Here is a 26,851-nt window from a genome sequence, read left to right on the forward strand (position 1 = left end):
GTGCCCGTTGGCCGAGGGCGGTGACCTTCACCGTGTCCCTGGCCTGGCACCATCTGCGTTCCGAACCCGCTCGGCTGCCGCTGCTGGTACCTCGGCTGATGCCCGGCCCCGTGCGGAGCGCGGCGCGGGCCGCTGCGTCCCGCTCGGGTGCCCTGCCGCGCGCCTACGCCCTGTGGGACCAGGGGCGACGCGAGGAAGCGCGCGAGGTGCTGCTGTCCGCCGCCCGGGGCGCCTCGCCCCGGAGGGTGGGGCGCCTGGTCTCGGCGGCTCTCGCCGCCGGGGACGCCGATACCGCACGTGAACTGGTCGAACGTATCCCGTCGGGGTCGCATCGGACCGCGGCGGAGTACCGGACGGCCCTGGCCACGGGGCGCGCCGTCCCCGCGTCCCCGTCCGTTTCGCCTGACCGTCACGGGTTCACGTTAACCCGCGGTGCGCCAACGCGGCCTGACGACACGGTGAACGCTCAGCGACCGGCGGAGACCCGCGGCGAGGGCTGGCGGGTGGCCACGGATCCGGGGCGCCCCGGGGCGGGGGTCCGGGTACTGCACCTGGTCACCAACGCGTTGCCGCACACCAACGCCGGCTACACCCAGCGCACGCATCGCATCGCGGTCGCGCAGCAGGAGGCCGGGATGGACGTGCACGTGGCCACCCGGGCCGGGTACCCGTTGACCAAGGGTGTCCTGGACCCGCGCACGCTGGTGCGCGTGGACGGGATCCCCTATCACCGGCTCCTGCCCTGGACCGCGCCCGGGGACCACGCCGAGGAGCTCCGGGCGGGGTTGCGGCTGGGGTCGGAGCTGGTGGAGGCGCTGCGCCCGGACGTGCTGCACGCGGCGAGCAACCACCACAACGCGCGCCTGGCCCTGGAGCTGGGCCGCCGGTACGGGATCCCCGTGGTCTACGAGGTGCGGGGCTTCCTGGAGGAGTCCTGGCTGTCCCGGGACCCCTCCCGCAGTGTCGAGGACGCCTTCTACCAGGCCGAACGCGCCAGCGAGACCGAGTGCATGCTCGCCGCCGACCTGGTGGTGACCCTCGGGGAGGCGATGCGCGCCGACATCGAGGCCCGCGGGGTGCCCCGGGAACGGCTGCTGGTCGTCCCCAACGCCGTGGACGTCTCGTTCCTGGACCCGCTTCCGTCCGGGGCCGGGGTCCGCGAAGGGCTGGGCATCGGACAGGAGGAGTTCGTGGTGGGCACCACCACGAGCTGCTTCGGCTACGAAGGGCTGGAGGTGCTCCTCGAGGCGGTGGCGCTGATGCGTGGGCAGGGGGAGCCCGCCCACGCCCTGATCGTCGGTGACGGCCCGGAGCTGGCCACGCTTCGTGACCGTGCGGAGCGGCTCGGACTGACCGGCGCGGCGCACTTCACGGGGCGGGTCCCTGCCGACCGGGTCCGGCACCACCACGCCGCACTGGACGTGTTCGCCGTCCCACGACTTGATGAACGCGTGTGTCGGTTGGTGACACCGTTGAAACCGGTGGAGGCTATGGCTGGAGGGCTCCCAGTTGTCGCCAGTGATCTTCCCGCACTGCGAGAGATCGTGGAACCAGGGGTGACCGGAGAGTTAATTCCGGCAGGCGAATCGGCACGTCTAGCTGATGTACTCACAAAACTCGCTTACAGTCGTGAAAAGCGGACGTCCTACGGCCAAGCAGGTCAAGAGCGTGTCGGAGCCAACCGAACGTGGACCGAGGCCGTATACCGCTACAACCAGGCGTACCGGGTTCTTATTCGGAAAATGTCCGGACCAGGACAGAACCCGTAAACGAGGACAAGACGTGCCTAGACTCAGACGTCCAGCACTCTGAATGGCCGTCCCACGGCAGTCCTCGAAGATTTACGCCCGTTCACGAAATGAATGCGAGTGTGACCACGAAGTGGATGCCGCAGCCTCCAACCCAGCCACTGTCCCCGAGCAGAGCTCCGGCTCGGCCAGCGACCTCGTCGTCCTCGGCCTCGGTTACGTCGGTCTACCCCTGGCGGCTGAGGCCGTCTCGGCGGGACTGAGGGTGACCGGTTTCGACGTCAGCACACGTGTGGTCGAAGGCCTCAACAACGCCGTGTCGCACATCGACGACCTGTCGTCCGGCGACGTCACCTCGATGCTGGACAAGGGGTTCAGCGCGACCACGGACCCGGGGTGCCTGACCACCGCGCGCACCATCGTCATCTGTGTTCCCACACCGCTCTCCCCGGAGGGCGGCCCGGACCTGGGCGCGGTCACCTCGGCCTCCAAGGCCATCGCCGCCCACCTGTCCCCGGGGACCCTGGTGATCCTGGAGTCCACCACCTACCCGGGCACCACCGAGGAGGTCGTCCGGCCGCTGCTGGAGGAGTCCGGCCTGGTCGCAGGTGCCGACTTCCACCTGGCCTTCTCACCCGAGCGGATCGACCCGGGCAACCCGACCTTCGGCGTGGCCAACACCCCGAAGGTGGTCGGCGGACTCACCGAGGAGTGCGGACAGGCGGCCGCGACGTTCTACGAGAACTTCGTGGACACCGTGGTCCGGGCCCGCGGCACCCGTGAGGCCGAGATGGCCAAGCTGCTGGAGAACACCTACCGGCACGTGAACATCGCCCTGGTGAACGAGATGGCCGTCTTCTGCCAGGAGCTGGGCATCGACCTGTGGGACTCGATCGCCGCCGCGGCCACCAAGCCGTTCGGCTTCCAGGCGTTCTACCCCGGCCCGGGCGTGGGCGGACACTGCATCCCCATCGACCCGAACTACCTCTCCTACAAGGTCAAGACGCTCGGCTACCCGTTCCGGTTCGTCGAGCTGGCCCAGGAGATCAACGGCCGGATGCCCGCCTACGTGACCCAGCGCGCCCAGGAGCTGCTCAACGACTCCGGTCTGGCGCTCTCCCGGTCCAAGGTCCTGCTGCTGGGTGTGACCTACAAGGCCGACATCGCCGACCAGCGCGAGTCGCCGGCGCGGCCGGTGGCCCGCAAACTCGCCGCCAAGGGCGCCACCCTGACCTACCACGACCCGCACGTGGAGTCCTGGCAGGTGGACGGTGTGGACGTGCCCCGCTCCACCGACCTGGAGCAGGCGATGGCCGACGCCGACCTGACCATCCTGCTGACCGACCACACCGAATACCGGCCCAAGCTGCTCACCGAGTACGCGCGGCTGCTCCTGGACACCCGCGGTGTCCTGCGCCGCCCCGACCCCGAGTCCGACGCCGTGGCCGAGGTGCCCGCACAGATGCGCCGCCGCGTCCAGCGTGAGGGGATCCAGGTCCTTTAACCGACGACGAACAGGTCAACAGGGCCCCGAACAGGCCCGCCACGAGGCACGTCGACCCGGACGCCATACGGCGTTCGACGGCGTGCCTTCGCGCGTTCACCCGCGCCCAACCGAAGGTTCACTGGAACCACCCCCCGTGTCCACTCGGCTTTCCTCCGTGTGTTTCCGCAGGTGAATACCGTGTCGTACAGCTGATACCGCACCTTCACAGCGGATCATCGAATACGGACCAGTCGTACCAAAACGGTGACACACGTAGGTGATCTCGATGCATGCGCTTGTGGCCACGATTGTGCACCACCCCGAGGACGCCCGAATCCTGCACCGCCAGATCCGGGCGCTCGTGGACGCCGGACACACAGTGACCTATGTGGCCCCGTTCCGGGAGTGCGGGGTGATCCCCTGGGACCAGGTGCGAGCAGTGGACGTCCCCCGCGCCTCCGGCCGCGACCGGATGTCCTCCATCCAGGCGGCCCGGGCGGCTCTGGCCCGGCTGGCCCCGGAGGCCGACCTCCTGCTCTTCCACGACCCGGAACTGATGCTGGCCCTGCCCACCAAACGACCGGTGACGGTGTGGGACGTCCACGAGGACACCCCCGCCGCCCTGCGCACCAAGCCGTGGATCCCGCAGCCGCTGCGGCGCCCGCTCGGCGGCGTGGTCCGCGGTTTCGAACGCCGCGCCGAACAGCGGATGCGCCTGATCCTGGCCGAGGAGGGGTACCGGTCCCGGTTCAGGGGCAACCACCCGGTGGTGCCCAACACCACCGACGTCCCCGAGACCCCGCTCCGCCCGCCCGGCGACGACCGGGTCGTCTACCTGGGGCAGCTCTCGAAGGCGCGGGGCGCACAGGACCTGATCGAGATGGGCCGCCGGCTGCGCGACCACGGGGTGCGCCTGGAGGTGATCGGCGGCGCCGACCACGTGGTCCGCCCGCTGCTGCGCGACGCCCACCAGGAGAACGCGCTGCACTGGTACGGCTTCGTGCCCAACGACAGGGCTCTGCGCATGGCGGCCGGCGCCCTGGCCGGGATCAGCCTGCTGCACGACACCGACAACTACCGGCACTCCATGCCCACCAAGGTCGTGGAGTACATGGCCCACGGGCTTCCGGTGGTCACCACGCCGAACCCGATGGCCGCGGCCCTGGTGACCAAGCGCCCGGAGGGCCCCGCCGGTACGGTCGTGCCGTTCGAGGACCCCGCCGCGGCCGCCCGGGCCGTACTGGAGCTGCGACGCGACGAGAAGCTCCGCCACGAGTACGCCGACACCGGGCACCGGATCGCACAGGCCTCCTACCACTGGCCGGTACAGGCACGGCTGTTCGTGAAGCAGCTGGAGGAGTGGGTCGCCGAGGCCAACGGCCCGGTGCCCTCGGTCCCCCGCCCCAGGGCGCCCCGCCAGAGCGGGCGCAGGCGCACCGCGCTCCGCGAATGAACCCCGTGGTCCGGCCACGGGGAGCCGCACGGCCAGGACCTGGGCGGACCGGTGAAGGAGCTCACATATCGTTCTGTTGAGAAATATCTTCCTAGTCAACTAGGTTGTGCCCGTTAGCCGTCTCCGGACGGCATGCCCCGAACCCGCACGAGCACCGCCGAGGTGGACGACATGAGTGACGCACTGGTCCTGAACAAGGACGCCCAGGACCTGCTGTTCCGCGGCGCCCGCACCGCCAACTCCTTCACCGGCGAGCCGGTGACCGACGAACAGATGCGCGCCATCTACGACCTGGTCAAGTACGGCCCCACGGCGATGAACAACCAGCCGCTGCGGGTCACCGTCGTCCGCTCCGCCGAGGCCCGCGAACGGCTCGTGAAGCACATGGCGGGCAACAACGCCCCCAAGACCGCGACGGCCCCGCTGGCCCTGGTCCTGAGCGCGGACAGCTCCTTCCACGAGCACTTCCCGAAGACCTTCCCGGTCGTGCCGGACGCCCGCGACAACTTCTCCGGCATGCCGGTCGAGGCCCGTGCCTCCATGGCCCTGCAGAACGCGTTCCTGCAGGTCGCCTACCTGATCATGGGTGTTCGCGCCGCCGGCCTGGCCGCCGGACCGATGACCGGCTTCGACGCCGAGGGCGTGCGCAAGGAGTTCTTCGGCGAGGACTCCAGCCAGACCCCGGTCGTCGTCATGAACATCGGCAAGCCCGGCCCCGACGCCTGGTTCGACCGCCTGCCGCGCCTCGACTACGAAGAGGCCGTCACCGAGATCTGATCCCGGAACAGCAGAGAGGGGGCGGGCGCCGTGCGGCGCCCGCCCCCTTCCCGTCTCAGCCGGTGTCCGAGGACGGGCTCAGGACCAGCATGCAGACGTCGTCGTCGTAGGAGTGGCCCAGAAGGGCCGAGGCCAGCAGTTCGTCGGCGGCCGACTCCGTGTCCCCACCCGCCCGGAAGGCCGCGCCGAAGCCCTTGCCCAGGCGAAGGATTCCGTCGTCGATGGACTCCCCGCGGCGTTCGACCAGACCGTCGGTGTAGAGCAGCAGCGACCTGCCGGGGCGCACGTCCACACGGTGGTCCATGAAGGAGAGGTCGACCGGAAGGCCCAGCATGCCGCCCGCGGGAGCCTCCACAGCGGAGACCTCACCCGAAGCGGTACGCAGCAGCGGCGGCGGATGCCCGGCCGACGCCATGGTCACCTTGGACCTGCCCGGCCGGAACCGGATGATGACGGCCGTGGCGAACAGGTCCGGTTCCAGGCGGTCGAGCAGCCGGTGCAGGAGCCCCAGCAGAGCGGCCGGGCTGCGCTCGTGCACCGCGTAGGCCCGCAGGGCGGTCCGCAGCTGGCCCATGGTGACCGCGGCATGGATGCCGTGCCCGGTGACGTCTCCGACCACACCGATGTACTCCCCGTCCCCCAGAGGGAAGACGTCGTACCAGTCACCGCCCACGTTCATGCCGTCCTCGGCGGGGAGGTAGCGCGCGGTCAACGCCACCCCGGAGACCCGTGGCAACTGGGTGAGCATCGCCCGTTGGAGAGCGGACGCCGTGTCGCGCTCGTGCTCGAACCGCTGGGCGTTGTCCAGCGCGGCGGCGACACGGCGGGCGAGCTCGCCCAGCATCAGGTCGTCGTCCTCGAGGTCAGCGACGCGCTGCAGCACCATCACCCCCGACGAGCGGGCCGGGAGCAGCAGGGGGAACGCGGTGACGCACACCCCGTCGGGCCCGGGCTCACCGCGGGCGGGACGGCGCCCGGTGACCGCCCGGACGGCGGCGGCCGGCGGCTCCGATCCGCCGGAACCGCTGAGCGCGACGAGCGTGCCCTCCTCGTCGAACATCCACAGCTCGACCGCCAGCGCGTACGCGGGGACGAGCATCTTCTCCAGGCGCCCGTAGATCTCCGGGCGCTGGAGTGTGGCCATGAGCTGGGCGCTGGCGGCGGACAGGAAGGTCAGCCGGTTGCGGGCGGTCTCGGCCTCGTCCCGCGCCGCGCGTTCGGCCCGCAGAAGGCGCTGCTGTTCGTCGCTGGCCTGGTCGAGCTCGGCGTGCAGGACCAGCACTCCCTGGTTGGTCTCCTCCAGTTCCCTCTGGTGGGAGGCGAGCTCGTCGGCGCGCTCCCGGGCCAGACGGACCGTCCTCAGGTGACGGCGGTCGTCGGCCAGCTGTTGGGCGGCCAGTAGTTCGACCGCGGAGGCCCCTTCCCCCGTTCCGAGGTCCGGCTGCCCCTCTCCCGCGTCCGGAGGCGGTCGCTCCAGGTCCAGAGCCCCGGCCCAGGCTTCACCCTCGCGCCCCTCCCCCACGACCGTGGCCCGCAGCGACCGGTGGTCGCTCGACAGTTCCAGGCGGACCTCGCCGTGGCGACCGGACTCGACGTGGTCCCGGGCGTGCTCCGTGACGGCGGACAGGAACTCCACCGCCTCCTCCGAGTCGTACGAACCCGCTCGCAGGAAGTGCCCGATACGCGCACGGGTCAGTGCCACGTCCACCGAGGACCGGACACGTTCACTCAGGAGCTGATGACTCATTCCCTCTCCCCTGCGGAGTGTTCGGTGTGCAGCACGACAGCGACGGCGGTGTCGTCCCGCAGGGGACGGGCCGCGCTGCCCGCGTTCCGGAAGACCCGCGCGGCGATCAGCGCGGCGTCCCTGTCGACCAGGCGTTCGATCCCCTCGGAGGACCATCGGCTGGGCAGCCCGTCGGTGTACAGCACCAGGAGGTCGCCCCGGTTCCACTCCCGGCGCAGCGGCACCGGGGTGCGCAGCCCGAAGGCGCCCACGATGCCGGGCTGGGAGAGGAGTGTCTCCCAGCGGCCGCCGCTGTAGTGCCGGGCGCTGACGTTGCCGACGCCGCAGAACGTCAGCCGGTGAGCTGACTCGTCGATGTCGGCGACGGCCACGGCGGCGCCGCGAGTGGGCCGCAGTTCTGTGTGCAGGAGGCGCAGCAGCGATTCGGGGGACTCCCCGGCACGGTGCCGCACCGTGCGCACCGCGGTGTCGCTGGCCTCGGCCGCCCCGGCCCCGTGTCCGAGGCCGTCGGCCAGCATGACGGTGCGGTGCCCCGGACCGCCGCGGAAGGCCAGACCGTCGCCGCACTCGGGGCGGCCGCCCAACGCCAGGTGCATGCCGCCGGTGACGGCGGGAGCGGCGAACAGCGCGCGGTGCTCGGGTGCGGCGATCCGGGCCAGGGCAAGGGTTCCCTGGCCCGGGACACCGTCCACCTCGAAGTGGTCGCAAGCCCGCGCGCAGGCGCCCAGTCCGGTGCCGAGCGAGCCGCCGGTGGAATAGCCGTCGGCCATGGCACGGTCCACGTCACCGATACCCGGGCCGTGGTCCAGGGCCAGGATCTGCAGGGCCCGGGCGTTGCCCCAGCTGTCGCTCACCACCTCGGCGACGATCCTGCCCCCGCCCGCGTACTTGACCGCGTTGGTGGCCAGTTCCGTCGCCGTCAGGGCGGCGTCACCGGCTCTGGCGCGGTCCAAACCCGCCGCGGCGGCGGCCTCCCCGACGGCCTGACGCGCCTCGCGGACCAGGGTGGAGTCGCTGACCGCCACGTCCCAGACCCTGGTCATCGGGGCCCGTGGGACGCGTGCCCCCGCCACAGGGTGACGGAGACGGTGGTGCCCTCGCCCAGCGCGGTGTCCACCGAGAACTCGTGGACCAGCCGCTTGGAGCCGCTCAGCCCCATGCCGAGCCCGCCGGCGGTGGAGTAGCCGTCGCGCAGCGCGCGGTCGACGTCGGTGATGCCGGACCCCTCGTCGCGGAAGGTCAGGGTGAGGCCGTCGCGGCCCTGGGCGTCGGACACCGCGTCCACGGTGACGGAGCCCCCGCCCCCGTGGATGAGGGTGTTGCGGGCGAGCTCGCTGGCCGCGGTCACCAGTTTGGTCTGCTGGACCAGGCCGAACCCGAGCTCCTGCGCCAGGGTGCGCACGCGCTGACGCACGGTCATGAGGTCCGCGTCGTTGCGGACCGGGAGGCTGACGGTGGCTCGTTCGTCGGTGCTCACGTCGGGGTCCGATCGGTACCCCTGGCGGCGGGCTGGTCCCCTCTGTCCCGGATCTCGACCCCGAACCGGGAGGCGGCCTCGATGACGGTTCGGGAGGTCTCCAGGCCGGGGAGGGCCAGTCCGAGTTCGACCAGGGTGATGGCGACGCTGGGACGCATGCCCACGAGCACCGCCTGGGCCGCCAGTAGCCGGGCGCTGGCGGCCACTTCCGCGAGGACACGGGCCAGGAAGGAGTCGACCATGTCGAGCCCGCTGATGTCGATGATGACCCCGCGGGCCCCGGTTTCGGACACGGCCAGGGTCACGTCCGTCCGTAGGTCGACGGCCGCGTCGTCGGGGAGTTCCCCCTGGATACTGATGAGCAGAATGCCACCCAGGTCCAGAACGGGGACGGAGGATGCTCCAGGTTGCACGGTTTTGGTCCGATCGGTCTGTCAGTGACGGGGCGCGATTCCCTTGGCCTGTTCGCTCTGCCGTTCCAGCGCCAGTTCCAGCGCGTCGGCGAGGGTGGCCCGGGTGGTGACCGGGCCGAGGTCGAGTCCGAGCTGGACCATGGTCTGGGCGATCGCGGGCCGGATGCCCGAGATCACGCAGTCGGCTCCCATGAGGCGCGCGGCGGCCACGGTCTTCATCAGGTGCTGGGCGACGAGGGAGTCGACCGTGGGCACCCCCGTGATGTCGAGGATGGCCATGGTCGCGTTGTGCTCGACGATGGCCTCCAGGAGGTTCTCCATCACCACCTGGCTGCGTGCGCTGTCGAGCATGCCGATCAGCGGTACGGCCACCAACCGGTCCCAGAGCTTGACGACGGGGGTGGCCATCTCCAGCAGCTGCTGGCGCTGGCGCTCGACGATCTCACGGTTCTCCTGGAGCGCCGTCTCGATGACCACCACCCTGAGGGTGGCCAGGAGCTCGCTCCACAGCAACCGGGCTCGGACCCGCTCGTCCGTGTCGCCGGACGCGTCCTCCAGGAACTCGGCGGGGGCGGCACCGAGCGCGCCGACCTCGCGGTCGATCTGCCCGATGGACAGTCCCGAACGCGTGCGGGAGGTGCTCATGGCGGCCAGTTGCTGACGGATCATCGCGAACCCGGGGGCCGCGATGTCGTCCACCCGGCCACTCTCGGCCACCTGGGCCAGGGCCTCCAGGACGGCGCGGCCAGCCTCCACCGCCTCGTCGCGGGTGACGGTGAAGACCGCCTGGAAAAGCGGCTGGTCCGCCCAAAGCTGGGCAATATGCTCTTTTTTCTCCCTCAGGAGCCGGGCCACGACCGATGTCGCGGTCCCGACCGGGGGGACGTCGGTCATGTGTTCCTCTCATCGCTTGTTTGCCGCACGACAAATGTTTACCAGAGCATTGTCGTCTTCGCCGGGTCGCGCCCAGAAGCAGTCAGTCCTTGCCTCTCCAGTCGAGGCACACGACCAGGGCGTCGTCCACGCCCGGGGCGCCCTGCCGGTACTCGGCGAGGTTGCGCAGGACCTCGTGGGGCACCGAGGCCGCGGGGAGCAGCCGGGTCGAGAGGATCGAGCGTGCCAGCGCCCGGTCACCGAAGGGAACGGAATCCGCGCCGTGCGCTTCGAACACCCCGTCGCTGACGAACACCAACCGGTCGCCCGCCTGGACGGTGAAGTGCTGCACCGTGTAGACGGTGTCCTCCGCCATCCCCAGCGGCATCTGCGCCTCGAAGGGGTAGCGGGTCACCGTGTCCTCCCTCAGGACGTACAGGCGGGGCGACCCCGCGTCGACCACCTCCACCTCTCCGGTGGCGGGATCGAAGGAGAGCATGAGCACGTCGAGATAGCGTTCGCCGCCGTGCTGGGCGTAGACGGCCTTGTCGGCGAGGGCGACCTGGTCGGCCAGCGGGATCCCCGCGCGGCGGGCGTTGCGCAGGGCGTTGACCGCCAGGCTGGTGAGCAGGGACGCCTCGATGCCCTCACCCATGCCGTTGGTGACGCTGAGCCACAGGCGGTCGCTCTCGGCCGACCAGTCGAAGTTGTCGCCGCGGATGGAGTAGGCGGGCTCCAGTTGGGCCCCGAGGCTGTATTCGAGGCATTCGTAGGCACGGCCTGCCAACAGGTCCCACTGCATCTCGGCGGCCAGAGTGAGGCGGTCACGGCGCCGTACCACCCGGTAGAAGTCGGTGTCCCTCTCCGCGACGAGGAGCTCGTGTCCCAGCGTCTGGGCGATCCGCCCCATCTCGCCGAGGAGGTCCTGGCTCACGTCCTGGCCGGGCAGCGCCACCACGAGCACGCCCAACCGGTCCCCTCGCACGCTCACCGGCAGGCGCACGATCACCTGCTCGGCGCCCGCGAACTTCTCCACCCGGCACGACTGGGAACCGAAGACCCGTCCGGCCTCGCTGTTGAACAGCGAATGCTGTCTGGGTTCCTGGTGCGGTTCCGTAACATGGCACAGAGCCGTCATGCCGTAGTCGACCAAAAGCAGGTCCACCGTCAGCGCGTCGTAGTGCGCGCCCAGGACGCCGCGGAGCGCCGTCAGCAGCCTGTCGGGCCTGGCCTGGCGCAGGGCCCGAGCGACCGCCTCGTAACCGTTCAAAGTCGTTTACCTGTGTCTTCTCTACGGGAATCTCTGCGTACCCGCCCGGGTTTGCGGCGGACACGGTCGGCGGACACGGAACCGGGCGTTCCGTTATGGTTTTGGTGATACCCGACTGCCGACCAGGGCACGGGCTTAACTCACAACCGTGATGTGGTGAAACTGGAAAGTGAGTGCTGAATCCCAGGAACAGGCGTGTGACACGGCCCGGGCCGCCTCGGAAGTGACCGAGTTGATCGAGGTGCTCTGGGGGCGGGGGCGCGAGGTGGCGACCGCTCCGGTCTCAGCGTCTCAGCTGAAGGTTCTGTTCATCCTCGAAGGCGAGGACGGTGTGAACCTGCGTACCGTCACCGAGCGTCTGGGCTCCACCCCTCCCTCCGTCAGCAGACTGTGCGACCGCCTCGAGGCGGTCGGTTTCGTGCACAGGACATCCAGTCCCAGTAGCCGCCGTGAGCTGAGGGTCTGGCTCACCGACAGCGGGCGCTCGTTCATCCACGACCTCCGCGCCCGGCGAGAGCGTGAGCTCCACGCCGTCGTCTCGAACATGCCCCCACGGAAGCGGGCGATGCTCCTGGAGGGCCTCGCCGCCTTCCAGGAGGCGGCTGGCCGGATGGGCGCCGGGGCCGGGGAGGCCGAGCACGAGCGGCGGGGCTTCCGCTCAGCGTGAACCCCGCCGCTCGGCACCCCTCCCACCCTGAAACAATGCCCACATCGTCAACTATTGTCAAGAAGCAACAGTTTGTGTGACGTGCTCGACATGCCCGGCACGGCGGAACTCCGGAAAACACGACCGCTCCCCAGGATCCGGACCGGGAACGGCGGTCCGGCTCCTGGGGAGCGGTCCATGGGCGACCACACCGTTCATGTGGTCATCCGCGTGTCATCTGTTCGTTTGTGCCTCCACCTGCAGGGCGCTCAGTTCCCGGGCGGGTACTGGGGGCCCGGGCCCTGGGGGCCCCGCGGGCCGGGGCCCGGGGCTCCGGGGTACTGGCCGGGGGGCTGCTGGTACGGCGGGTACTGACCGGGGTGGGGCTGCCGGCCGTACGGGGACCCGCCCTGCGACGGGTACCGGCCGTACGGAGGCTGCGCCTGCTGCGGGTACTGGCCGGGGCGCGGAGCCGGCTTTCGGCGGGCGAACACGACGACGAGCACCACCCCGACCGCGATGAGGATCAGGACGAGCAGACCGAGCATCAGGATGAGACCGCTGAAGGCCACGAGGTTCTCCGGGGGGTAGGTGGGGCGCTCAGATGATCGGGGGCCGTCCGGCCAGGGTCATCCGCCAGGCCGTCTTCCAACTGATGGGGGTGCGTCGGCCCGCGTCCTCGCGCCAGCCCTCACGGAAGCCGGCGAACCAGGACTTGAGGGCGGCGCGGTCCCGCTCGCGCAGCAGCGTGAGCCCCACCCAGGTGCCCAGGTAGGCGAAGACCAGGGGCCACGGGAGGTTGCGGCGGGCCAGCCACACCCGGTTGCGGGCGTTGAGCCGGTAGAAGTTCTCGTGCCGGGTCGGCGCGACGGCCGGGTGGTACATCACGGCGTCGGCGTCGTACTCGATGGTGTACCCGGCGTCCATGATGCGCCAGGCCAGGTCGGTCTCCTCGTGGGCGTAGAAGAACTCGCCCGGCAGTCCCCCGCCCTCCTCGAAGGCGGAGCGGCGGACGGCGCTGGCACCGCCGAGGAAGGTGGTGACCACACTCGACTTGCGGGAGTCGCCCACCCGCAGCCGCGGTACGTGGCGGCGCTGGTCCGGACCGCCGTCGGGATCGGCGATGCGGAACGACAGCGCGCCCAGGGCGGGATCGGCGGCGAAGCGCTCGCGCACGTGCCTGGCCAGGTCCATGGAGCGGTACCAGCCGTCGTCGTCCAGGAACAGGACCACATCGCCCCGGGTCGCCCGGACACCCTCGTTGCGGCCCGCGGGGATGCCCACGTTCTCCGGCAGGCGCACGGTGGTGACACCCTCGGGGAGCTCGGGCAGGTCGGCGCCGTTGCCGACGACCACGACCTCGACGTCGGCGCCCTCCTGCTCGAACACGCTGGTGATCGCACGACGCAGCTCGGCGGGACGGTTGCCCATGGTGAGCAGCACACAGGACAGGGTGGGCTTTCCGGTACCGGGCACCTGGGAGCTGCTCCGTTCGGCTCGGGGCGCTCGGTTGTCCTGCGCCGTGGGAGTACCGGAGCCTTGCGAAGGCGGGATCACGGGAGTGGCCATGGTTGCGACCGTTCAGTGGACGACGTGCGGCTGACAAGTGGACACATGTCAACGTTCGCAGAAACAGACTAACGAAAGAATAAAAGCGAAGTGTACGGAGCCGTGGACGGGGTATCGTCCACGGCTCCGTAGCGACGTGAGAACGTCACCGAGGCGTTACTCGAGGCGTCGGGAGGCGAGCACGCTCACGAAGTGCGCGAAGCTCATCAGCACCGCGACGGCGGTACAGGCCACGACCAGGATCCGGGTGGCCGTCAGGTCACCGAGGAAGAGGTCGGCCACGGCCGCCACCACCACGATCAGGGACAGCTCGACCGCCTGGATGAGGCGGTGGACCTTGAGCATGGAGGCCAGGCGACGGGCCAGGCTCAGCCCCGAGGACTTCGGCTTCATGGCCTCCTCGGAGATCTTCTCCGGCAGGCCCGCCTTGGCCCGGGCCACCACCACGTTGTCGGTCTCGGCCTTGATCAGCACGACACCGAGCGCGGCGGCCATGCCCAAGATGACCCAGCCGCCCGACTCGAACTCCCCCTGGGCACGGATGCCCAGGCCGATCAGCAGGGCGACCTCGGACACGTAGTGCCCGATGCGGTCCAGGTAGATCCCGGCGACGCTGGTGCGTCCGGTGTACCGGGCCACCTCACCGTCGGAGCAGTCCAGCAGAAGGTAGATCTGCACGAACACCGCGGCGAGGATCGCCGACCACAGACCGCCGAAGGCCACGATCACACCGGCGAGCACACCGAACGCCATCATCAGGTAGGTGATGGGGTTCGGCGGCACGCGCAGGCGCACGAAGAGGGTCGTCAGGTACGGGGAGATGTCCCGCATGTAGAGACGGCCCGCCCAGTGCTCCTCGTTGACGCGCTCCTTGATCCCCGCGGGCTGGCCGCCCGCGCGGACCTCAGCGACCGACGGCTTCGACATAGTCCGCGACACTCCGCCCGATCTCGTCCTCGGAGAGGTTCAGGTGTTCAAGGATGGTGAACCGGCCCGGGCGGGTGCCCGGGGCGTGTGCCACCGCCCGCGCGAACGAGGCCTCGTCGAGGCCGACGTCGGAGGGGACGATCGGCAGGTCGTGGCGGATCAGGCAGTTCCGCATCTCCTCCAGGCGCGCCTGCGGCCAGTCCAGGTGCTTGACCCGCAGGTAGGACGCATACAGCGCGCCCAGACCGGCGAGTTCGCCGTGGTTGCTGGTACCGGGGTAGAGCTGGGTGATCGCGTGCAGGATCTCGTGGCAGGCACCACTGGCCGGACGGCTGGACCCGCAGGCCGACATGGCCATGCCGGACAGCACCAGGCCCTCGGCCAGGACCTTGAGGAACCCGTCGGACTCGATCGAGTCGGGGCGATGCAGGACCGCCTCGGCGGCAACGCGGGCGAAGGTGACGGCCATGCCGTCGACCGGCTCGCCGTTCACCCTGCCGGCGAGCTCCCAGTCCTCGATGGCCGAGATGTTGCTGACCACGTCGCCGATGCCGGAGCGCACCAGGTGCGCGGGGGCCGCCTGGACGTAGTCGACGTCGATGACGATCGCGAGGGGCATGGTGACGCCGATGGACGGCTTGCCGCCCTCGTGCTCCAGGGAGCTGACGGGGGAGGCGATGCCGTCGTGGGCCAGGTTCGTGGCCACGGCCACCATCGGGATGCCCGCCATGGTCGCGGCGAACTTGGTGACGTCGATGGTCTTTCCGCCGCCGATGCCGGCCACGGCCTCGTAGGCGCCGGAGCGCAGCTTCTTGCCCAGTTCGGTCGCCGCGTCGACGGTGCCTTCCTCGACCTGGAAGACCTCACAGTTCGGCAGGTCCAGGTCAGCGGCGATCTGTGCGCCCTGGCCCGGGCCCACCGCGACGGCGATGCGTCCCTCGGTGGCGATGCGGCGGTCGGCCAGCACCGATCCGAGTGAGGCGATGGCTCCCCGGCGAACGTCGATCGCCAGAGGGGAGGGGAGCATTCGGGCTAGTAGTGGCACGCGATCTCCCTTGCCTTGGCCAGGTCGTCGTGGTTGTCGACCTCGACCCAGTCGACCTTGCCGATGGGGGCGACGGAGATCTTCTCGCCGCGGCGGACGAGCTCCTGGTAGCCGTCCTCGTAGTACAGCTGCGGGTCGCGCTCCCAGGTGGCCTTGAGTGCGTCGGCCAGGCGCGGGGCCAGCGAGCCCTCGATGAGGGTGGCGCCGATGTACTCACCCGCGGCGGTGGCGGGGTCCATCAGCTTGGTGATGGTGCTGAGGTGACCGTCCTCGTCGAGGGTCACCTTCATCTCCTCGTCGGCGAGGGTTTTCACGTTGTCCACCGCGAGGAGCAGTTCCGGACCCCGGGCGGCGAGTAGCGTTTCCTCGACACTCACCGGGTGAACGGTGTCACCGTTGACGAGGAGGACGCCCTCGGAGAAGAACTCACGCGCGGTCCACAGGGAGTAGGCGTTGTTCCACTCCTCGGCCTTGTCGTTGTAGCTGAGGGTGAGCTTGACGCCGTGGCGCTGCTCCAGCGCCTCCTTGCGCTCCTCCACGGCCTCGGCACGGTAACCGACCACGACGACGACGTCGGTGAGCCCGGCGGCGGCCAGGTTGCGCAGCGAGATGTCCATGATGGTCGTCTCGCCGTCGACTGGCACCAGGGCCTTGGGCAGGGTGTCGGTGTAGGGGCGCAGACGGCGCCCCGCGCCTGCGGCGAGAACCATTCCGAGCATGAGGGCGTGTTCCTCCTTAGTTCGGGGAGGCTCTCACGCCTCCCCGTTCGTTCCGGCGGCCGGTTGGCCCCCGTCTCCCCGGTGGATGATCGGGTCATCCCCCGGGACGGCGGTGTCGTCGCCGCCCTCTGTGGCGGCGCTGACGCGCACGTCGGCCACCGGTGTGGCGCTCCAGGTGCGCACTGCCTCGCGGACGAGCAAGATCGCCAGGTATGCGGCGAGTATGCCGTAGGCGGGCGTGAGGGCGGAAAACGCGCCCCCGACCGCGATGACGATCATCCTGCCGTCCCAGCCGAGTGCGGCGCGCCGCACCCACGCCGGCCGGCTCACACCGACAGCGGGACGTGCGACGTCGTCGCGGTGGTGGCAGACGACCGTCACCAAGAGTACGAACACCAGAGGACCGGGTACGCCGGACGCGAGCCCGACGACCGCCAGGTAGCTGTACTCGGTGACGCGCAGGACCGGGGGTACGAGCCAGTCGTACCGCCCGTCGTGGGGATGGCCCGAGGCCAGACCGGACAGTAGCAGGGCAGCGACCGGTGCGAACAGGGTAATGCCTGTCAGCTGTCCCTGGTCCGCCGCGGTCGGCACCAGTACGACAACGGCTGCGGCGACCGCGGTGAGCAGCGGTGGAGCGAGCCCCGGCAGGATCCTCCCCAGCAGCACCCCCATGTGACTGTCATCACGAAGAAAGCGCAGGTCGGGGACGGCCGGGTTGAGGGCCTCACTCATCGCCCGGCCTCCCGGGACGAGGGATCGACCAGCTCTCCGGTGATCGCGACGCCGCAGCCGACGACGAGGCTGAGGAAGGCGACCCGCGCGTCCAGGGCCACGGTGGCCACGGCGATCACGAGGAAGCGGGTCGGCTGCCCGAAGGCCATGACCCTGCGGGCCGTCCGGGCCAGGGAGGGGCCCTCGGCCCCGACCGCGGCGGACCGGGGTGGGAGCACCCGGTGCTCGGTGGCCTGCCGTGCGGACGCGTAAGGCCCGGGCTCGCGCGGCCCGGGCACGTGGAGGCCCTCAGGACGACGCTGTGAGGGCAGAGCGAGAGGTTTCAGGTTCGAGGACGCCGGAGGGGCCGAGCGGGCCACCAGAAGCGCGTCACGCAGGGCCAGGGCGATCAGCGCCCCGGCAGCCCACCCCCAGGCGCTGGCGAACCCCGCGGCCGCCGCCCCGAACGCGAGCCCGACGTAGACGATGTACTCCCGGAGCTGGGCCGCCATGGACGCGGTCCAGACGGTGAGGGCGTCCCTGCGGTTGGCCCGCATCCGGGAGCGGACCGCGTCGCAGAACAGGACCAGGCCGAGCAGGGCCGACCCGGCCAGGGCACCGACGAGGTCGACCCTGCTGAACCAGACCGCCGCGGCGACCGCCGCCACGACGCTGATGCGCGTCACCCCCGAACGGGTGACGCGTCTGCGCTCCAACATCCGCGCGGTCACCCGCGCCACCGTGCCTGCCATGTCCGTGCCCTCCCAGTTTCAGCTGAGAGTCACCGTCGCCTACGCTCTGTACGCAATCAACCACTGACACGCGCATGCCTGCGCACCTGCCGCTTCGGGTCTCTCCGAAGGCGTTCCGGACAGGTCCGGACACAAAAGAGCGCACCTCCGGAACAGTCCGGGATGCGCTCTTTGCGGGCTTGTGGGTGAATCAGGCGGTGGTCAGGCGGCCTGGCCGCCGTCCTTGCCCCCGGTGTCTTCGGAGCCGGTCTCGGGCTTCTCCTCGGCCTCGACCTTCTTCTCCGCGGCCTCGGCCCGCTTCTTCTTGGCCTCGTCCTTCTTCTTGCGCTCCTCGATCTCCACCCTGGTGTCCTCGTTGTACGCGGCCAGGGCGGAGTCGATGTCGGTGTCCAGGGCCAGCGCGCCGCCCTTGATGTACAGACCCCGGTTGCAGAAGCGGCGCAGGTCCTTCTCGTTGTGCGAGACCAGCACCATCGTGCGCTCGTTGGCGAGCATCCGGTCGATGGCCTCGTAGCACTTGCGCTTGAAGGCCTTGTCGCCCACCGCGAGCACCTCGTCGACCAGCATGATGGGGTGCTCCAGCTGGGAGATGAGCGCGAATCCCAGGCGCACCTTCATACCGCTGGAGTAGTGCCGCACCGGGGTGTCGATGAACTTCGGCTTGACCTCGGCGAAGTCGACGATGTCGTCGAAGCGCTCGTCGATCTCCTTCTCGGACATGCCGTGCAGCGATCCGACCAGGTACACGTTCTCGCGCCCGGTCAGGTTGTCGTTGAACCCGGCACGCAGCTCCAGGAGCGGGGCCACCTTGCCGTGCACGCTGACCTTGCCCTCGTCCGGGAGGAGTACCCCGGCGATCATCTTGAGCAGGGTCGACTTGCCGGTGCCGTTCTTGCCGACGATGCCCACGCAGTCGCCCTTGGCGATGTCGAAGGAGACGTCGCGCAGCGGCCAGAACTCGTTGCCCTCGGCGTTGGGGTCGCGCTTGCTGCCGTGGATGAACATCTCACGGAGGCTGCGCTTGCGGCGGCGGTTCACGGCGAACTTCACACCGAGGCCCTTGGCCTCGATGACCGGACCACTGGTGACCGCGGCCTCGTAGGTGGACGCCATCACAACTCCTTCAGAACGGACATCTCCAGACGGCGGAACGTCCAGTATCCGATGACGAACATCAGGATGGAACCGACCACCGCAGAGGTCAACGCCAGAGGACTCGGCGTTAGTTCCTCGAATCCAGGGAACCACACCGTGCGGTGCATCTGGAAGATGCCCACCAGCGGGTTGATCTCGTAGAGCGTCTTCACCCAGCCCGGCGCACCGGAGCCCAGCACCATGGCGGCCGGGAACAGGATCGCCGACCCGTAGAACAGGATGCGGGTCAGGATGCGCGTCAGGCGTTCCACGTCACGGAGCAACACGTTGACCGCGGACAGGAACAGGGTGACGCCCAGACCGAACATGAAGGTGAGCACGACCGCCAGCGGCAGCCAGAGGAGCATCCCCTCCCACGTGAAGCGTCCGCCCAGGGAGAAGACGAAGATCAGCAGGACCGGCCAGGTCAGCACGTACTCGATGAACTTGGTGCCCACCGTGGCCATGGGGAAGATCTCACGGGGGACCTTCATCGTGGTGATCAGCTTCGAGTGCGTGATCATCGCGCGCGGCGCCTCGCTGAGGATCGCGCCGAAGGTGGTCCAGGGCAGGATGCCCGCGACGAGGAAGAGGACGTAACCACCGTACGCCCCCGCGTCCTCGGGCATTCCCCGGTTCGCCTGGAGCACGACGCCGAAGACGAAGTAGTACACCAACGTCAGTGCGAGGGGTTCCAACATCGTCCAGGCGTAACCCAGCACAGACTGCTGGTACTTGACCTTCAGGTCGCGCCGGACCAGGAGGCCGACGACCTTCCGGTGCTCCCAGACGGCCAGCGTCCTTGACGCCACCGCCACCTCCAAGGTTTGAGATCGTCCGGTTCACGATGTGCCGGACAGTCGCGTCTACGAACTCGCCTGCGCGCACCAGCCGTCTATGCGGTCACGCGGCCGAACCCTCACCGGACCGGAACGGGGGAGTTTCGGGTGACCGGGGGATGTCTCCGACCGCGCCCGGCTCCACGACCGAATCAGAGGAGGTATGGACCGGGCACGCCCAACAGGCGTCCATAGGTTACCGCTGCATCGGACAGACCGTGCCAACCACGTGCCGTGCACCCCACATCCGTACCATTCCCGTCCGCGTCCTCCCCCCCTGCGCCCACCCGCCTTCGGCTAGGGTCGGCGACTGACATCCCCTCCTCAGGAAAGTTGGGAAGCCATGTCCCCAGGTCCGCGCGTGATCGCGGCCGTTCTGGCCGGAGGGGTCGGTGCCCGCATGGGCGGCCCCTCCCCCAAGCAGCTGCTGCCGCTGGAGGGACGGCCCATCATCGAGCACTCGATCGCGGCCTTCGAGGCCAGTCCCGAGGTGGACGAGATCGTCGTGATGATGGTGGACGCCTACGTGGGCAGGGTCGAGGACATCGTCGCCGACGCCGGGTTCACCAAGGTCTCGCGGGTGCTGCCGGGCGGGGCGACCCGGACGGACACCTCCTACGCGGCGCTGTCCGCCATGGCCCACGCGGCCGGCTCCGACCTGGCCCTGCTGCACGACGCGGCGCGGCCGCTGGTGAGCCGGGAGACGATCGGGGCGTGTGTGGCGGCGCTCGGCTCGGCCGGGGCCGTGGGGGTGGCGGTGCCCAGCGCCGACACCGTGGTGAGGGTGGCACCGGGGCGCGGCGGCGGCGAGGTGATCGCGGCGACCCCGGACCGGTCCCGGCTGCGCAGGATGCAGACGCCACAGGGTTTCCGGCTGGACGTGGCCCGGCGGGCCTACGCGCTGGCGATGGCCGACCCCGAGCTGGCGGCCACCGACGACTGCGGTGTGGTGCTGCGCTACCTGCCCGAGGAGGAGGTGCGGATCGTGCCGGGCGAGGAGGCCAACATCAAGGTGACCAACCCCGGCGACGTGGAGGTCGCCGAGACGCTGCTGCGCCGGATGCGCGCCGACGCCGACCTGGGAGCCCCTTCGTGAACAGGGGGCGCGGTGTGGGCAGAGTGCGCGGTGTGAGCGGGGGAAGCGGCGGGGGCCGGGTCTTCGGGGCGACCGAGGTGATCGGGCACCGGGGCGCGGGCCGGGGCGTGGTCGACGGCGCCCGGGAGAACACGCCCGCCTCGTTCGAGCTGGCCGCCCGGACCGGCGCGGACTGGATCGAGATCGACGTGCGCCGGACCGCCGACGACCGGCTGGTGCTCTTCCACAACGCGGCGCTGGACGACGGCCGCGCGGTCGTGGACCTGACCGAGGAGCAGTGCCGGGAGGCCGGGCTGGCCGGGCTGGAGGAGGGCCTGTCCGCCGTCCCGCCCGAACTGGGGCTCGACGTGGACGTCAAGACGGTGATGGAGGACGGGGTGGACGCCCCGGCGCGGCGGACCCTCTCCCTCGTGCTGCCGTTCCTGCGCCGGGAGGCCGAGCGCCGCCGAATGTTCGTCTGCTCGTTCGACCCCGGCCTTCTGTCGGGGGTGCACGAGGGCGCTCCGGGGGTGGCGACGGCGTGGATGCCGTACGTGCGCAACCCCGCGGACTCCGCGATCCCGGGGGCGGTGGGCCTGGGCTGCCCGATCGTGGCGGTGGACGCCCGGGCGCTGGGGCTCGAGGGCGAGGCCCCCCGGCCGGGCCGCCGCCCGCTGGAGTACACGGTGGAGGCGGCGCACCGGGCCGGACTGGAGATGATCTCCTGGTGCCCGGACCCGGTGGACGCGGCGCGGTTCGCGGCGGCCGGGATGGACGCCGTGGTGGTGGACGACGTGCCCGGAGCGGTGACGGCCCTGAAGGGTGCCGAAGGCGCCGGATAGCCGGAGCGGTCAGATGCGGTCGAGGAGTTCGGCCTTCTTCGTGCCGAACTCCTCGTCCGTGAGCAGGCCCTTCGCGTGCAGGTCGCCGAGGCGTTCGATCTGCTCGAAGATCCACGAGGTGTCGTTGCCCTGCTGAGCGCCCGCGGCCGGGGCGGGCTCGACCTGCCTGTGTCCGTCCCCGGCGGGCAGCCCCTCCGGGGTGTCGTCGGCTCCGTCGTCGCCCCGGGCGCTTCCGACCCCGGGCAGGTTCACGGTGAGGCGGGGGCTGCGCACGGCCTCCAACGTGCTGCGGGCCACGCCCTTCCACCACTCCGGGTCGTCCGGGCCGGGCCCGGCGTCCTCGTCGGTGACCGCGCCGGAGCCCAGCCCGGGGCGGGTGGAGCCGCCCAGGGCCCACCGGTACGCGGTGACGGTGGCGGCGAGCAGGAACGCCTGGTGGATCTCGTTGCCCTCCTCCCCGGCACGCAGCACGTTGAGGTCGTTCTTGGGCTTGGCCGAGGCCTCCTTGGCGCTCTTCTCCGTGAGGATGCGGACGAACCCCCAACCCCAGTCGTCGAGGGGCGCCCACTCCGCTCCGGTGATGTCCCCGAGCTCGTACTCGCGGCGCTGTTTCTTCTTCTTGTAGCTGCTCGCGTAACCGCCCGCCCAGACGAGGGAGAGGCGGTCGGCCTCCAGCCGGGCGGTGCCCTCGCAGGTCCTGATGTGCAGGGGCAGGGCGGGGACCAGCCGGGTCGGGGTGGCGGGGTCGGGCGGCCCGGCCTGGCTCGCCGCGAACCGCACCTGGTCGGCCAGGTACTCGGCGACCAGCTCGGTCTTGGCCGGGCCGGTGATCCGGAAGGGCTGGGCCTTGTCGTCGAGCATCGCGCCGACGGCCGCGTAGGGGTCCATCCGGTCGTGCAGCCGCAGGCTCATCACCCAGCCGTTCTTGCGCCCGGCACCGGGCCGGAAGTCGACGTCCTGGATCGCGGAGACCGGGACTTCGAGGCTGTCGAGGAGCTTGAACAGCGGGCTCTTGAACCAACCCTTGGTCTCGTACCTGATGGCGATCGACTCACTGTCGAACACCCAGGCGGCCTGGTCCCCACGCAACTCGTCCATGACTTCCCTCTCCGACTTTCCGTTCAGATCCGTCCGAGCAGTTCGGCCTTCTTGGCACTGAACTCCTCGTCGGTGAGCAGGCCCTTGGCGTGCAGTTCGCCGAGGCGTTCGATCTGCCTGAAGATCCACTCGTCGTCGTCCGGTGATCCCGAGGCGGCCTCCAGGGCGCGCACGGCAGCGCCGGCGCCCACGGCTCCGGTCGCCTCCACGGCGTCCCTGGCCCACAGGTGGGCGATGACCGTGGCGGCCAGCAGGAACGCGTGGTAGCTCTCAGCGCTGCTGCCGTCCATGCCCGTGCGCAACGTTCCCAGGTCGTCCTTGGGTTTGAGTACGTCCTGGGAGTTCTCCCTGGTCAAGACACGCACCAGGCCCCATCCCGTGTTGTTGACGGGCGCCCACTCCGCACCGGTGATGTCGGCGAAGGCGTACTCGCGGCGCCGGCCCCTCTTGGCGCGGCCGCTGGCGTAGGCGCCCTCCCAGGCCAGGGTCAGGCGGTCGGTCTCCAGGCGCGCGGTGCCCTCGCAGGTCCTGATGTGCAGGGGCAGGGCGGGGACCAGACGGGTCGCGGCCACGGGGTCGGAGGGGCCGGCCTGGCTCGCCGCGAACCGCACCTGGTCGGCCAGGTACTCGGCGACCAGCTCGGTGTCGGCGGGGCCGGTGATCCGGAAGGGCTGGGCCTTGTCGTCGGTCGCGGCGCCGGCTGCGGCGTAGGGGTCAGTGCGTTCGCGCAGCCGCAGGTTCATCACCCAGCCGTTCCTGCGCGTGGCACGGGGTCGGAAGTCCACCGTGTCGATCACGTCGACCGGCACCTCGAGGCTGCCGAGGGCTTTGAGCAGGTGGCTTCTGAACCAGCCCTTGGTCTCGTACCTGATGGAGATCGACTGCCCGTCGAACACCCAGACGGCCTGGTCCCCGCGCAACTGCTCCATGACGCCCTCTCCGGTTCTCCTTTGCCTCCCCTGCCTAGCAGAACGTCCGCCCCCGATCGAGGGCGGACGTTGTCCGCATGCGGCCGCCCTGGCGGCGGTTCCGGGTCAGGAGCTGGTGGAGCCGCTGCTCGACCGGGCGGTCCGGGAGTCGGCGCCGAGCCCGGGCGGGCTGGTGAGGAAACCGGTGCCCCACGACATGTGCATGGTGGCGAGCGCGACCGGGACCAGCGGCCACGAGGACGCGGGCAGGCCGCGGGTGAGCGGCACCGTCGCCGCGGTGATCAGGGCCAGGTAGGCCGCGGGCACCAGCCACAGCGGCCAGAAGAACACGCCGCCGACCAGGCCGACGAGGATCCCGGCCACGGCCACCGGCGGGGCCAGGTAGCGCAGGTTGATCGTGCCCTTGTGCTGGCGGGCGACCACGCGCCGCCAGCGGCCGTAGTGGAAGTACTGCTTGGCGAGGAGCCTGACGTTGCGGCGCGGACGGTAGGAGACCTGCATCCGGGGCTGGAACCAGACGGTTCCGCCGGTGGTGCGGATGCGGTGGTTCATCTCCCAGTCCTGCGCGCGCAGGAAGGCCTCGTCGTAGCCGCCGACCCGTTCCAGGGCCGAACGGCGGAAGACACCGAGGTAGACGGTGTCGGCGGGGCCGCCCTCACCGCCGGTGTGGAAGCGGGCGTTGCCCACCCCGACCTTGGAGGTCATGGCGGCGGCCACGGCCTTCTCCCAGGGGGTGGTGCCCTCGGCGGCCATGATGCCGCCGACGTTGTCGGCCCCGGTCTCATCGAGGGTCTCCACCGCCACCTTGAGGTAGTCGGAGGGCATCATCGCGTGGCCGTCGATGCGGGCGACGATGTCGTGCGAGGAGGCACCGATGGCGGCGTTCAGGCCGGCGGGCGTCTTCCCTGTGGGGTTGTCCACCACTTTGACGCGGGGGTCGGCGGCCGCGAGGCCGTCGGCGACCTCGCGGGTTCGGTCCGAGGAGGGACCGACGCCCAGAACGACCTCGAGCTCGCCCGGGTACTCCTGGGCGAGGACGTGCTCCACCGCGGCTGCGAGGTGGCGCTCTTCGTTCAGTACGGGCATGACGACGGAGACAGGCGGCCAGGACACGGGCACTTCCCAAGGTCAAGACTGTCGGGACTGCGCCGGCTCCCCGGAGCCCTTTCTCGAGGGCAGTGCACGGGGGCGTAGCGCGCGCTCAACGGTACTGCACCCAACCCGGGCGTCCGGACCGCTCGCCTCCGCCGTCACACCCGCCGGGGATCAGGACTGGTTCTTGACCGGCAGGCCGTCGGAGTCCTTGAAGTTACCGATGAGGATCATGATGAAGTCGATCAGGGCCCAGACACCCACACCGCCGCAGGTGAAGATCATCAGGACACCGGTCCCGATCTTGCCGGTGTAGAAGCGGTGAGCGCCCACGACACCGAGGAAGAAGCTGAGCAGGACGGTGGTGAGCCAGCTCTTGGGGGAGACGGGTTCGGAGTAGGGCTGCGAGGTCATGTCGTTTGACTCCTGGATCCGGGGGAGAGGTTGAGGGGAGGACGCAGGGTCCCGCGGGCGCGGGGGGCGCGGGGGCGTTCACCGGGGTGCCCCCTTGTGGGGCGAGACCAATGACGCCGTACTGGTCAGAGCGGTTTACGCGATTCCCGAAACCATCACGACCGTTTCCGGGTCGAAACATATGGGGGGCAACACGCCGAGGTTTGACATCCCGCGCCCTTCGGCCGATCGGGTGACAACCTAGGTACCAAGGACACCGTGGAACGGGTGGGACGGGGACGTCGATGAGCGACGAGGACGCCGGACGGCAGAGGACGACGGGCGAGTTCCGGCGGAAGCGCTCGCAGCCTCAGCCACCCGGCGGGCGGCGCTCCCCCCGGTCGGGCCGGTTCACCGTTCCCAACGCGCGTGTGCGCCGCCACCGCAACGGCCTGGTGCTGATGAGTGTGCTCTCGGTGCTGGTCCTGCTCGCTTCGGGCACCTCGTGGGCGATCACGGGGTGGATGTCCGGCTCCCTGAACCGCTTCGACGTGTTCGGCGGCCTGGCCGACGGGGACCGCCCCGAGGAGACCGGCGGCCTGACCTTCCTCGTCATCGGCTCCGACAACCGGGGCGAGATGAGCAAGGAGGACCAGAACGCGCTCAGTGTGGGGTCCACCCCGGGGCAGCGTTCGGACAGCATGATGCTGGTGCGCCTCAACCACGAGCGCGACCACCTCACCGTGGTGGGCCTGCCCCGCGACCTGTGGGTGGATATCCCGGGCGAGGGCGAGGACAAGCTCAACGCCGCCTACGCCTACGGCGGCCCCCAGCTCGCCGTCCAGACGGTGGAGTCGGTCACCGACGTGCGGGTCGACCACTACGTCGAGGTGGACTTCAACGGGTTCGTGGAGGTGGTCGACGCCCTGGAGGGCATCGACGTGTGCCTGCCCGAGGCGATCAACGACCCCAAGGCCCAGCTGGACATGGCGGCCGGAACGCACCGGGTGGACGGGGCCGAGGCCCTGGCCTTCGCCCGGACCCGGGCCACCCCCCGCGGCGACCTCGACCGCATCGACCGGCAGCAGCAGGTGCTGTCGTCCATGCTCGACCGGGCACTGAGCACCGAGACGCTCTCCGACCCGGGCAAGCTGACCGCCTTCCTGGAGAGCGCGCTGTCCTCGGTGACCGTGGACGAGGGTCTGGACACCAGCACCATCAACGACCTCGCCTACCAGATGCGCAACCTCGACCTGGGTGAGGTCACCTTCGCCCAGGTGCCCATCGCCGACATGGAGCACTGGACCCCGCGCGGCGACGTCGCCCTGCTGTGGGACGAGACGGCCTCCCGGGAGATGTTCGCGGCGATCAACGCCGACCGCCCGCTGGTGGAACCGGAGCGCGAGGACGAGACGGGCGCGGAGGAGGACGCCGATCCGGTCCCGGGCGACATCAGCCTGCGGGTGTTCAACGGCACGGCCACCCCGGGCCTGGGAGCTCAGCTGGACAACCAGCTGGCCGCGGCCGGGTTCGAGGTCACGGACGGCGCGGAGAACTGGAGCAGCCGGGACGTGGCCGGTACCGAGGTCAGGTACGGTCCGGGTCAGGAGCGGGCCGCCGAGTACCTCGCCGAGACGCTCCCGGGTGCGGAGACCGTGGAGGACGGCACCCTGGACGACGGCCTCCAGGTCGTGATCGGATTCAACTACACCACGTTCAACGCCCCCGAGGTCCAGGAGGCCCAGGTGGAACCGGAGGAGGAGCCCTCCGCCGACACCGACCCGGCCACCACGACCGCCGAGGACAACATCTGCGGGTGATCCCCGCGAAGGA

27 protein-coding genes are annotated in these 26,851 nt (G+C 70.3%); 8 read left to right on the forward strand and 19 right to left on the reverse strand.

Annotated elements, in window-relative coordinates:
- The first annotated feature begins 20 nt into the window (after nt 1-20).
- From D458_RS0102965 to D458_RS0102980, 4 genes are all read left to right on the forward strand, one after another.
- Nucleotides 21-1,769 carry a glycosyltransferase family 4 protein gene (locus tag D458_RS0102965; RefSeq protein WP_026118940.1) on the forward strand — a complete coding sequence of 583 codons (1,749 nt, stop codon included), beginning with the start codon at nt 21-23 and terminating at the stop codon, nt 1,767-1,769.
- Between the two features lie 112 nt (nt 1,770-1,881).
- The gene (locus D458_RS0102970; RefSeq protein WP_017585238.1) at nt 1,882-3,252 is read left to right on the forward strand and encodes a nucleotide sugar dehydrogenase; all 1,371 of its coding nucleotides are present in this window, start codon (nt 1,882-1,884) and stop codon (nt 3,250-3,252) included.
- A 268-nt stretch (nt 3,253-3,520) separates the two neighbouring features.
- The gene (locus tag D458_RS0102975; RefSeq protein ID WP_026118941.1) at nt 3,521-4,687 is read left to right on the forward strand and encodes a glycosyltransferase; all 1,167 of its coding nucleotides are present in this window, start codon (nt 3,521-3,523) and stop codon (nt 4,685-4,687) included.
- Between the two features lie 171 nt (nt 4,688-4,858).
- Nucleotides 4,859-5,464: a malonic semialdehyde reductase gene (locus D458_RS0102980; protein WP_026118942.1), complete on the forward strand. Its 606-nt coding sequence runs from the start codon at nt 4,859-4,861 to the stop codon at nt 5,462-5,464.
- A 55-nt stretch (nt 5,465-5,519) separates the two neighbouring features.
- Here the strand turns inward: D458_RS0102980 and D458_RS0102985 are convergent, their stop codons facing one another.
- The 6 genes from D458_RS0102985 to D458_RS0103010 all read right to left on the reverse strand — a co-directional run bounded on the left by D458_RS0102985 (nt 5,520) and on the right by D458_RS0103010 (nt 11,244).
- A complete protein-coding gene (locus D458_RS0102985) occupies nt 5,520-7,211 on the reverse strand; it encodes a PP2C family protein-serine/threonine phosphatase (RefSeq protein ID WP_026118943.1) in 1,692 nt (563 codons plus the stop codon).
- A complete protein-coding gene (locus D458_RS0102990; protein ID WP_017585242.1) occupies nt 7,208-8,254 on the reverse strand; it encodes a SpoIIE family protein phosphatase in 1,047 nt (348 codons plus the stop codon). The genes D458_RS0102985 and D458_RS0102990 overlap by 4 nt, the downstream gene beginning before the upstream one ends.
- Nucleotides 8,251-8,688, reverse strand: coding sequence for an anti-sigma regulatory factor (locus D458_RS0102995; RefSeq protein ID WP_017585243.1), 438 nt, complete (start codon nt 8,686-8,688; stop codon nt 8,251-8,253). The genes D458_RS0102990 and D458_RS0102995 overlap by 4 nt, the downstream gene beginning before the upstream one ends.
- Nucleotides 8,685-9,101, reverse strand: a complete 417-nt coding sequence (locus D458_RS0103000) for an STAS domain-containing protein (protein WP_017585244.1) — start codon at nt 9,099-9,101, stop codon at nt 8,685-8,687. The genes D458_RS0102995 and D458_RS0103000 overlap by 4 nt, the downstream gene beginning before the upstream one ends.
- A 21-nt stretch (nt 9,102-9,122) precedes the next feature.
- Nucleotides 9,123-9,995: an STAS domain-containing protein gene (locus tag D458_RS0103005; protein ID WP_017585245.1), complete on the reverse strand. Its 873-nt coding sequence runs from the start codon at nt 9,993-9,995 to the stop codon at nt 9,123-9,125.
- A gap of 82 nt (nt 9,996-10,077) precedes the next feature.
- Entirely contained in the window at nt 10,078-11,244 is a 1,167-nt protein-coding gene (locus D458_RS0103010) for a PP2C family protein-serine/threonine phosphatase (protein ID WP_017585246.1), read from the reverse strand.
- A 169-nt stretch (nt 11,245-11,413) separates the two neighbouring features.
- Between D458_RS0103010 and D458_RS32825 the strand changes: the two genes are divergently transcribed.
- Entirely contained in the window at nt 11,414-11,911 is a 498-nt protein-coding gene (locus D458_RS32825) for a MarR family winged helix-turn-helix transcriptional regulator (protein WP_026118944.1), read from the forward strand.
- Nucleotides 11,912-12,159: 248 nt separating this feature from the next.
- Here the strand turns inward: D458_RS32825 and D458_RS36670 are convergent, their stop codons facing one another.
- From D458_RS36670 to D458_RS0103060, 9 genes are all read right to left on the reverse strand, one after another.
- Entirely contained in the window at nt 12,160-12,462 is a 303-nt protein-coding gene (locus D458_RS36670; RefSeq protein WP_017585248.1) for a hypothetical protein, read from the reverse strand.
- 28 nt (nt 12,463-12,490) lie between these two features.
- Complete coding sequence (locus D458_RS0103025) at nt 12,491-13,321, reverse strand: glycosyltransferase (RefSeq protein ID WP_193374592.1); 831 nt, start codon at nt 13,319-13,321, stop codon at nt 12,491-12,493.
- Nucleotides 13,322-13,615: 294 nt separating this feature from the next.
- Nucleotides 13,616-14,386, reverse strand: coding sequence for a CDP-alcohol phosphatidyltransferase family protein (locus D458_RS0103030; RefSeq protein ID WP_017585250.1), 771 nt, complete (start codon nt 14,384-14,386; stop codon nt 13,616-13,618).
- On the reverse strand, nt 14,364-15,413 hold the full coding sequence (locus tag D458_RS0103035) for an iron-containing alcohol dehydrogenase family protein (RefSeq protein WP_017585251.1): 1,050 nt from the start codon (nt 15,411-15,413) through the stop codon (nt 14,364-14,366). The genes D458_RS0103030 and D458_RS0103035 overlap by 23 nt, the downstream gene beginning before the upstream one ends.
- Nucleotides 15,414-15,418: 5 nt before the next feature.
- A complete protein-coding gene (locus tag D458_RS0103040) occupies nt 15,419-16,150 on the reverse strand; it encodes a phosphocholine cytidylyltransferase family protein (RefSeq protein ID WP_017585252.1) in 732 nt (243 codons plus the stop codon).
- A gap of 33 nt (nt 16,151-16,183) precedes the next feature.
- Nucleotides 16,184-16,885 carry a DUF5941 domain-containing protein gene (locus tag D458_RS0103045; RefSeq protein WP_026118945.1) on the reverse strand — a complete coding sequence of 234 codons (702 nt, stop codon included), beginning with the start codon at nt 16,883-16,885 and terminating at the stop codon, nt 16,184-16,186.
- On the reverse strand, nt 16,882-17,616 hold the full coding sequence (locus D458_RS0103050) for a hypothetical protein (RefSeq protein WP_026118946.1): 735 nt from the start codon (nt 17,614-17,616) through the stop codon (nt 16,882-16,884). The genes D458_RS0103045 and D458_RS0103050 overlap by 4 nt, the downstream gene beginning before the upstream one ends.
- A 201-nt stretch (nt 17,617-17,817) precedes the next feature.
- Nucleotides 17,818-18,729, reverse strand: coding sequence for an ABC transporter ATP-binding protein (locus tag D458_RS0103055; RefSeq protein ID WP_017585256.1), 912 nt, complete (start codon nt 18,727-18,729; stop codon nt 17,818-17,820).
- Nucleotides 18,729-19,574, reverse strand: a complete 846-nt coding sequence (locus D458_RS0103060; protein ID WP_017585257.1) for an ABC transporter permease — start codon at nt 19,572-19,574, stop codon at nt 18,729-18,731. The genes D458_RS0103055 and D458_RS0103060 overlap by 1 nt, the downstream gene beginning before the upstream one ends.
- Before the next feature lie 358 nt (nt 19,575-19,932).
- On the opposite strand from D458_RS0103060, the gene D458_RS0103065 reads away from it, so the two are divergent.
- Together D458_RS0103065 and D458_RS0103070 are read left to right on the forward strand one after the other, a co-directional pair.
- Nucleotides 19,933-20,685, forward strand: a complete 753-nt coding sequence (locus D458_RS0103065; protein ID WP_026118947.1) for an IspD/TarI family cytidylyltransferase — start codon at nt 19,933-19,935, stop codon at nt 20,683-20,685.
- A 32-nt stretch (nt 20,686-20,717) separates the two neighbouring features.
- Nucleotides 20,718-21,506 (forward strand): glycerophosphodiester phosphodiesterase, encoded by a 789-nt coding sequence (locus tag D458_RS0103070; RefSeq protein WP_017585259.1) that lies wholly within the window; start codon nt 20,718-20,720, stop codon nt 21,504-21,506.
- 9 nt (nt 21,507-21,515) lie between these two features.
- Here D458_RS0103070 and D458_RS0103075 read toward each other — a convergent pair whose 3' ends face one another.
- The 4 genes from D458_RS0103075 to D458_RS0103090 form a co-directional block, all read right to left on the reverse strand.
- Entirely contained in the window at nt 21,516-22,604 is a 1,089-nt protein-coding gene (locus D458_RS0103075; protein ID WP_017585260.1) for a DUF4429 domain-containing protein, read from the reverse strand.
- Nucleotides 22,605-22,627: 23 nt separating this feature from the next.
- Entirely contained in the window at nt 22,628-23,533 is a 906-nt protein-coding gene (locus D458_RS0103080; RefSeq protein ID WP_017585261.1) for a DUF4429 domain-containing protein, read from the reverse strand.
- A 105-nt stretch (nt 23,534-23,638) separates the two neighbouring features.
- On the reverse strand, nt 23,639-24,646 hold the full coding sequence (locus D458_RS0103085; RefSeq protein WP_017585262.1) for a glycosyltransferase family 2 protein: 1,008 nt from the start codon (nt 24,644-24,646) through the stop codon (nt 23,639-23,641).
- Between the two features lie 153 nt (nt 24,647-24,799).
- Complete coding sequence (locus D458_RS0103090) at nt 24,800-25,039, reverse strand: TM2 domain-containing protein (RefSeq protein ID WP_017585263.1); 240 nt, start codon at nt 25,037-25,039, stop codon at nt 24,800-24,802.
- Between the two features lie 284 nt (nt 25,040-25,323).
- Here D458_RS0103090 and D458_RS0103095 point away from each other — a divergent pair, with 284 nt between their 5' ends.
- Nucleotides 25,324-26,838: an LCP family protein gene (locus tag D458_RS0103095; RefSeq protein WP_017585264.1), complete on the forward strand. Its 1,515-nt coding sequence runs from the start codon at nt 25,324-25,326 to the stop codon at nt 26,836-26,838.
- The last annotated feature ends 13 nt before the right edge of the window (nt 26,839-26,851 follow it).

The sequence above is a fragment of the Nocardiopsis ganjiahuensis DSM 45031 genome, from assembly GCF_000341085.1.
Classification (GTDB): domain Bacteria; phylum Actinomycetota; class Actinomycetes; order Streptosporangiales; family Streptosporangiaceae; genus Nocardiopsis; species Nocardiopsis ganjiahuensis.

Excerpts from the sequence above, each read along its gene's own strand:
- D458_RS0102975 (WP_026118941.1), top strand. The coding sequence starts at position 3,521 with ATGCATGCGCTTGTGGCCACGATTGTGCACCACCCCGAGGACGCCCGA.
- D458_RS0103005 (WP_017585245.1), bottom strand. The coding sequence starts at position 9,995 with ATGACCGACGTCCCCCCGGTCGGGACCGCGACATCGGTCGTGGCCCGG.
- D458_RS0103040 (WP_017585252.1), bottom strand. The coding sequence starts at position 16,150 with ATGCTCGGAATGGTTCTCGCCGCAGGCGCGGGGCGCCGTCTGCGCCCC.
- D458_RS0103095 (WP_017585264.1), top strand. The coding sequence starts at position 25,324 with ATGAGCGACGAGGACGCCGGACGGCAGAGGACGACGGGCGAGTTCCGG.
- D458_RS0103045 (WP_026118945.1), bottom strand. The coding sequence starts at position 16,885 with ATGAGTGAGGCCCTCAACCCGGCCGTCCCCGACCTGCGCTTTCTTCGT.
- D458_RS0103065 (WP_026118947.1), top strand. The coding sequence starts at position 19,933 with ATGTCCCCAGGTCCGCGCGTGATCGCGGCCGTTCTGGCCGGAGGGGTC.
- D458_RS0103050 (WP_026118946.1), bottom strand. The coding sequence starts at position 17,616 with ATGGCAGGCACGGTGGCGCGGGTGACCGCGCGGATGTTGGAGCGCAGA.
- D458_RS0103055 (WP_017585256.1), bottom strand. The coding sequence starts at position 18,729 with ATGGCGTCCACCTACGAGGCCGCGGTCACCAGTGGTCCGGTCATCGAG.
- D458_RS0103030 (WP_017585250.1), bottom strand. The coding sequence starts at position 14,386 with ATGTCGAAGCCGTCGGTCGCTGAGGTCCGCGCGGGCGGCCAGCCCGCG.
- D458_RS0103075 (WP_017585260.1), bottom strand. The coding sequence starts at position 22,604 with ATGGACGAGTTGCGTGGGGACCAGGCCGCCTGGGTGTTCGACAGTGAG.
- D458_RS0103035 (WP_017585251.1), bottom strand. The coding sequence starts at position 15,413 with ATGCTCCCCTCCCCTCTGGCGATCGACGTTCGCCGGGGAGCCATCGCC.
- D458_RS0103025 (WP_193374592.1), bottom strand. The coding sequence starts at position 13,321 with ATGGGCAACCGTCCCGCCGAGCTGCGTCGTGCGATCACCAGCGTGTTC.
- D458_RS0102985 (WP_026118943.1), bottom strand. The coding sequence starts at position 7,211 with ATGAGTCATCAGCTCCTGAGTGAACGTGTCCGGTCCTCGGTGGACGTG.
- D458_RS0102990 (WP_017585242.1), bottom strand. The coding sequence starts at position 8,254 with ATGACCAGGGTCTGGGACGTGGCGGTCAGCGACTCCACCCTGGTCCGC.
- D458_RS0103090 (WP_017585263.1), bottom strand. The coding sequence starts at position 25,039 with ATGACCTCGCAGCCCTACTCCGAACCCGTCTCCCCCAAGAGCTGGCTC.
- D458_RS0102980 (WP_026118942.1), top strand. The coding sequence starts at position 4,859 with ATGAGTGACGCACTGGTCCTGAACAAGGACGCCCAGGACCTGCTGTTC.
- D458_RS0103080 (WP_017585261.1), bottom strand. The coding sequence starts at position 23,533 with ATGGAGCAGTTGCGCGGGGACCAGGCCGTCTGGGTGTTCGACGGGCAG.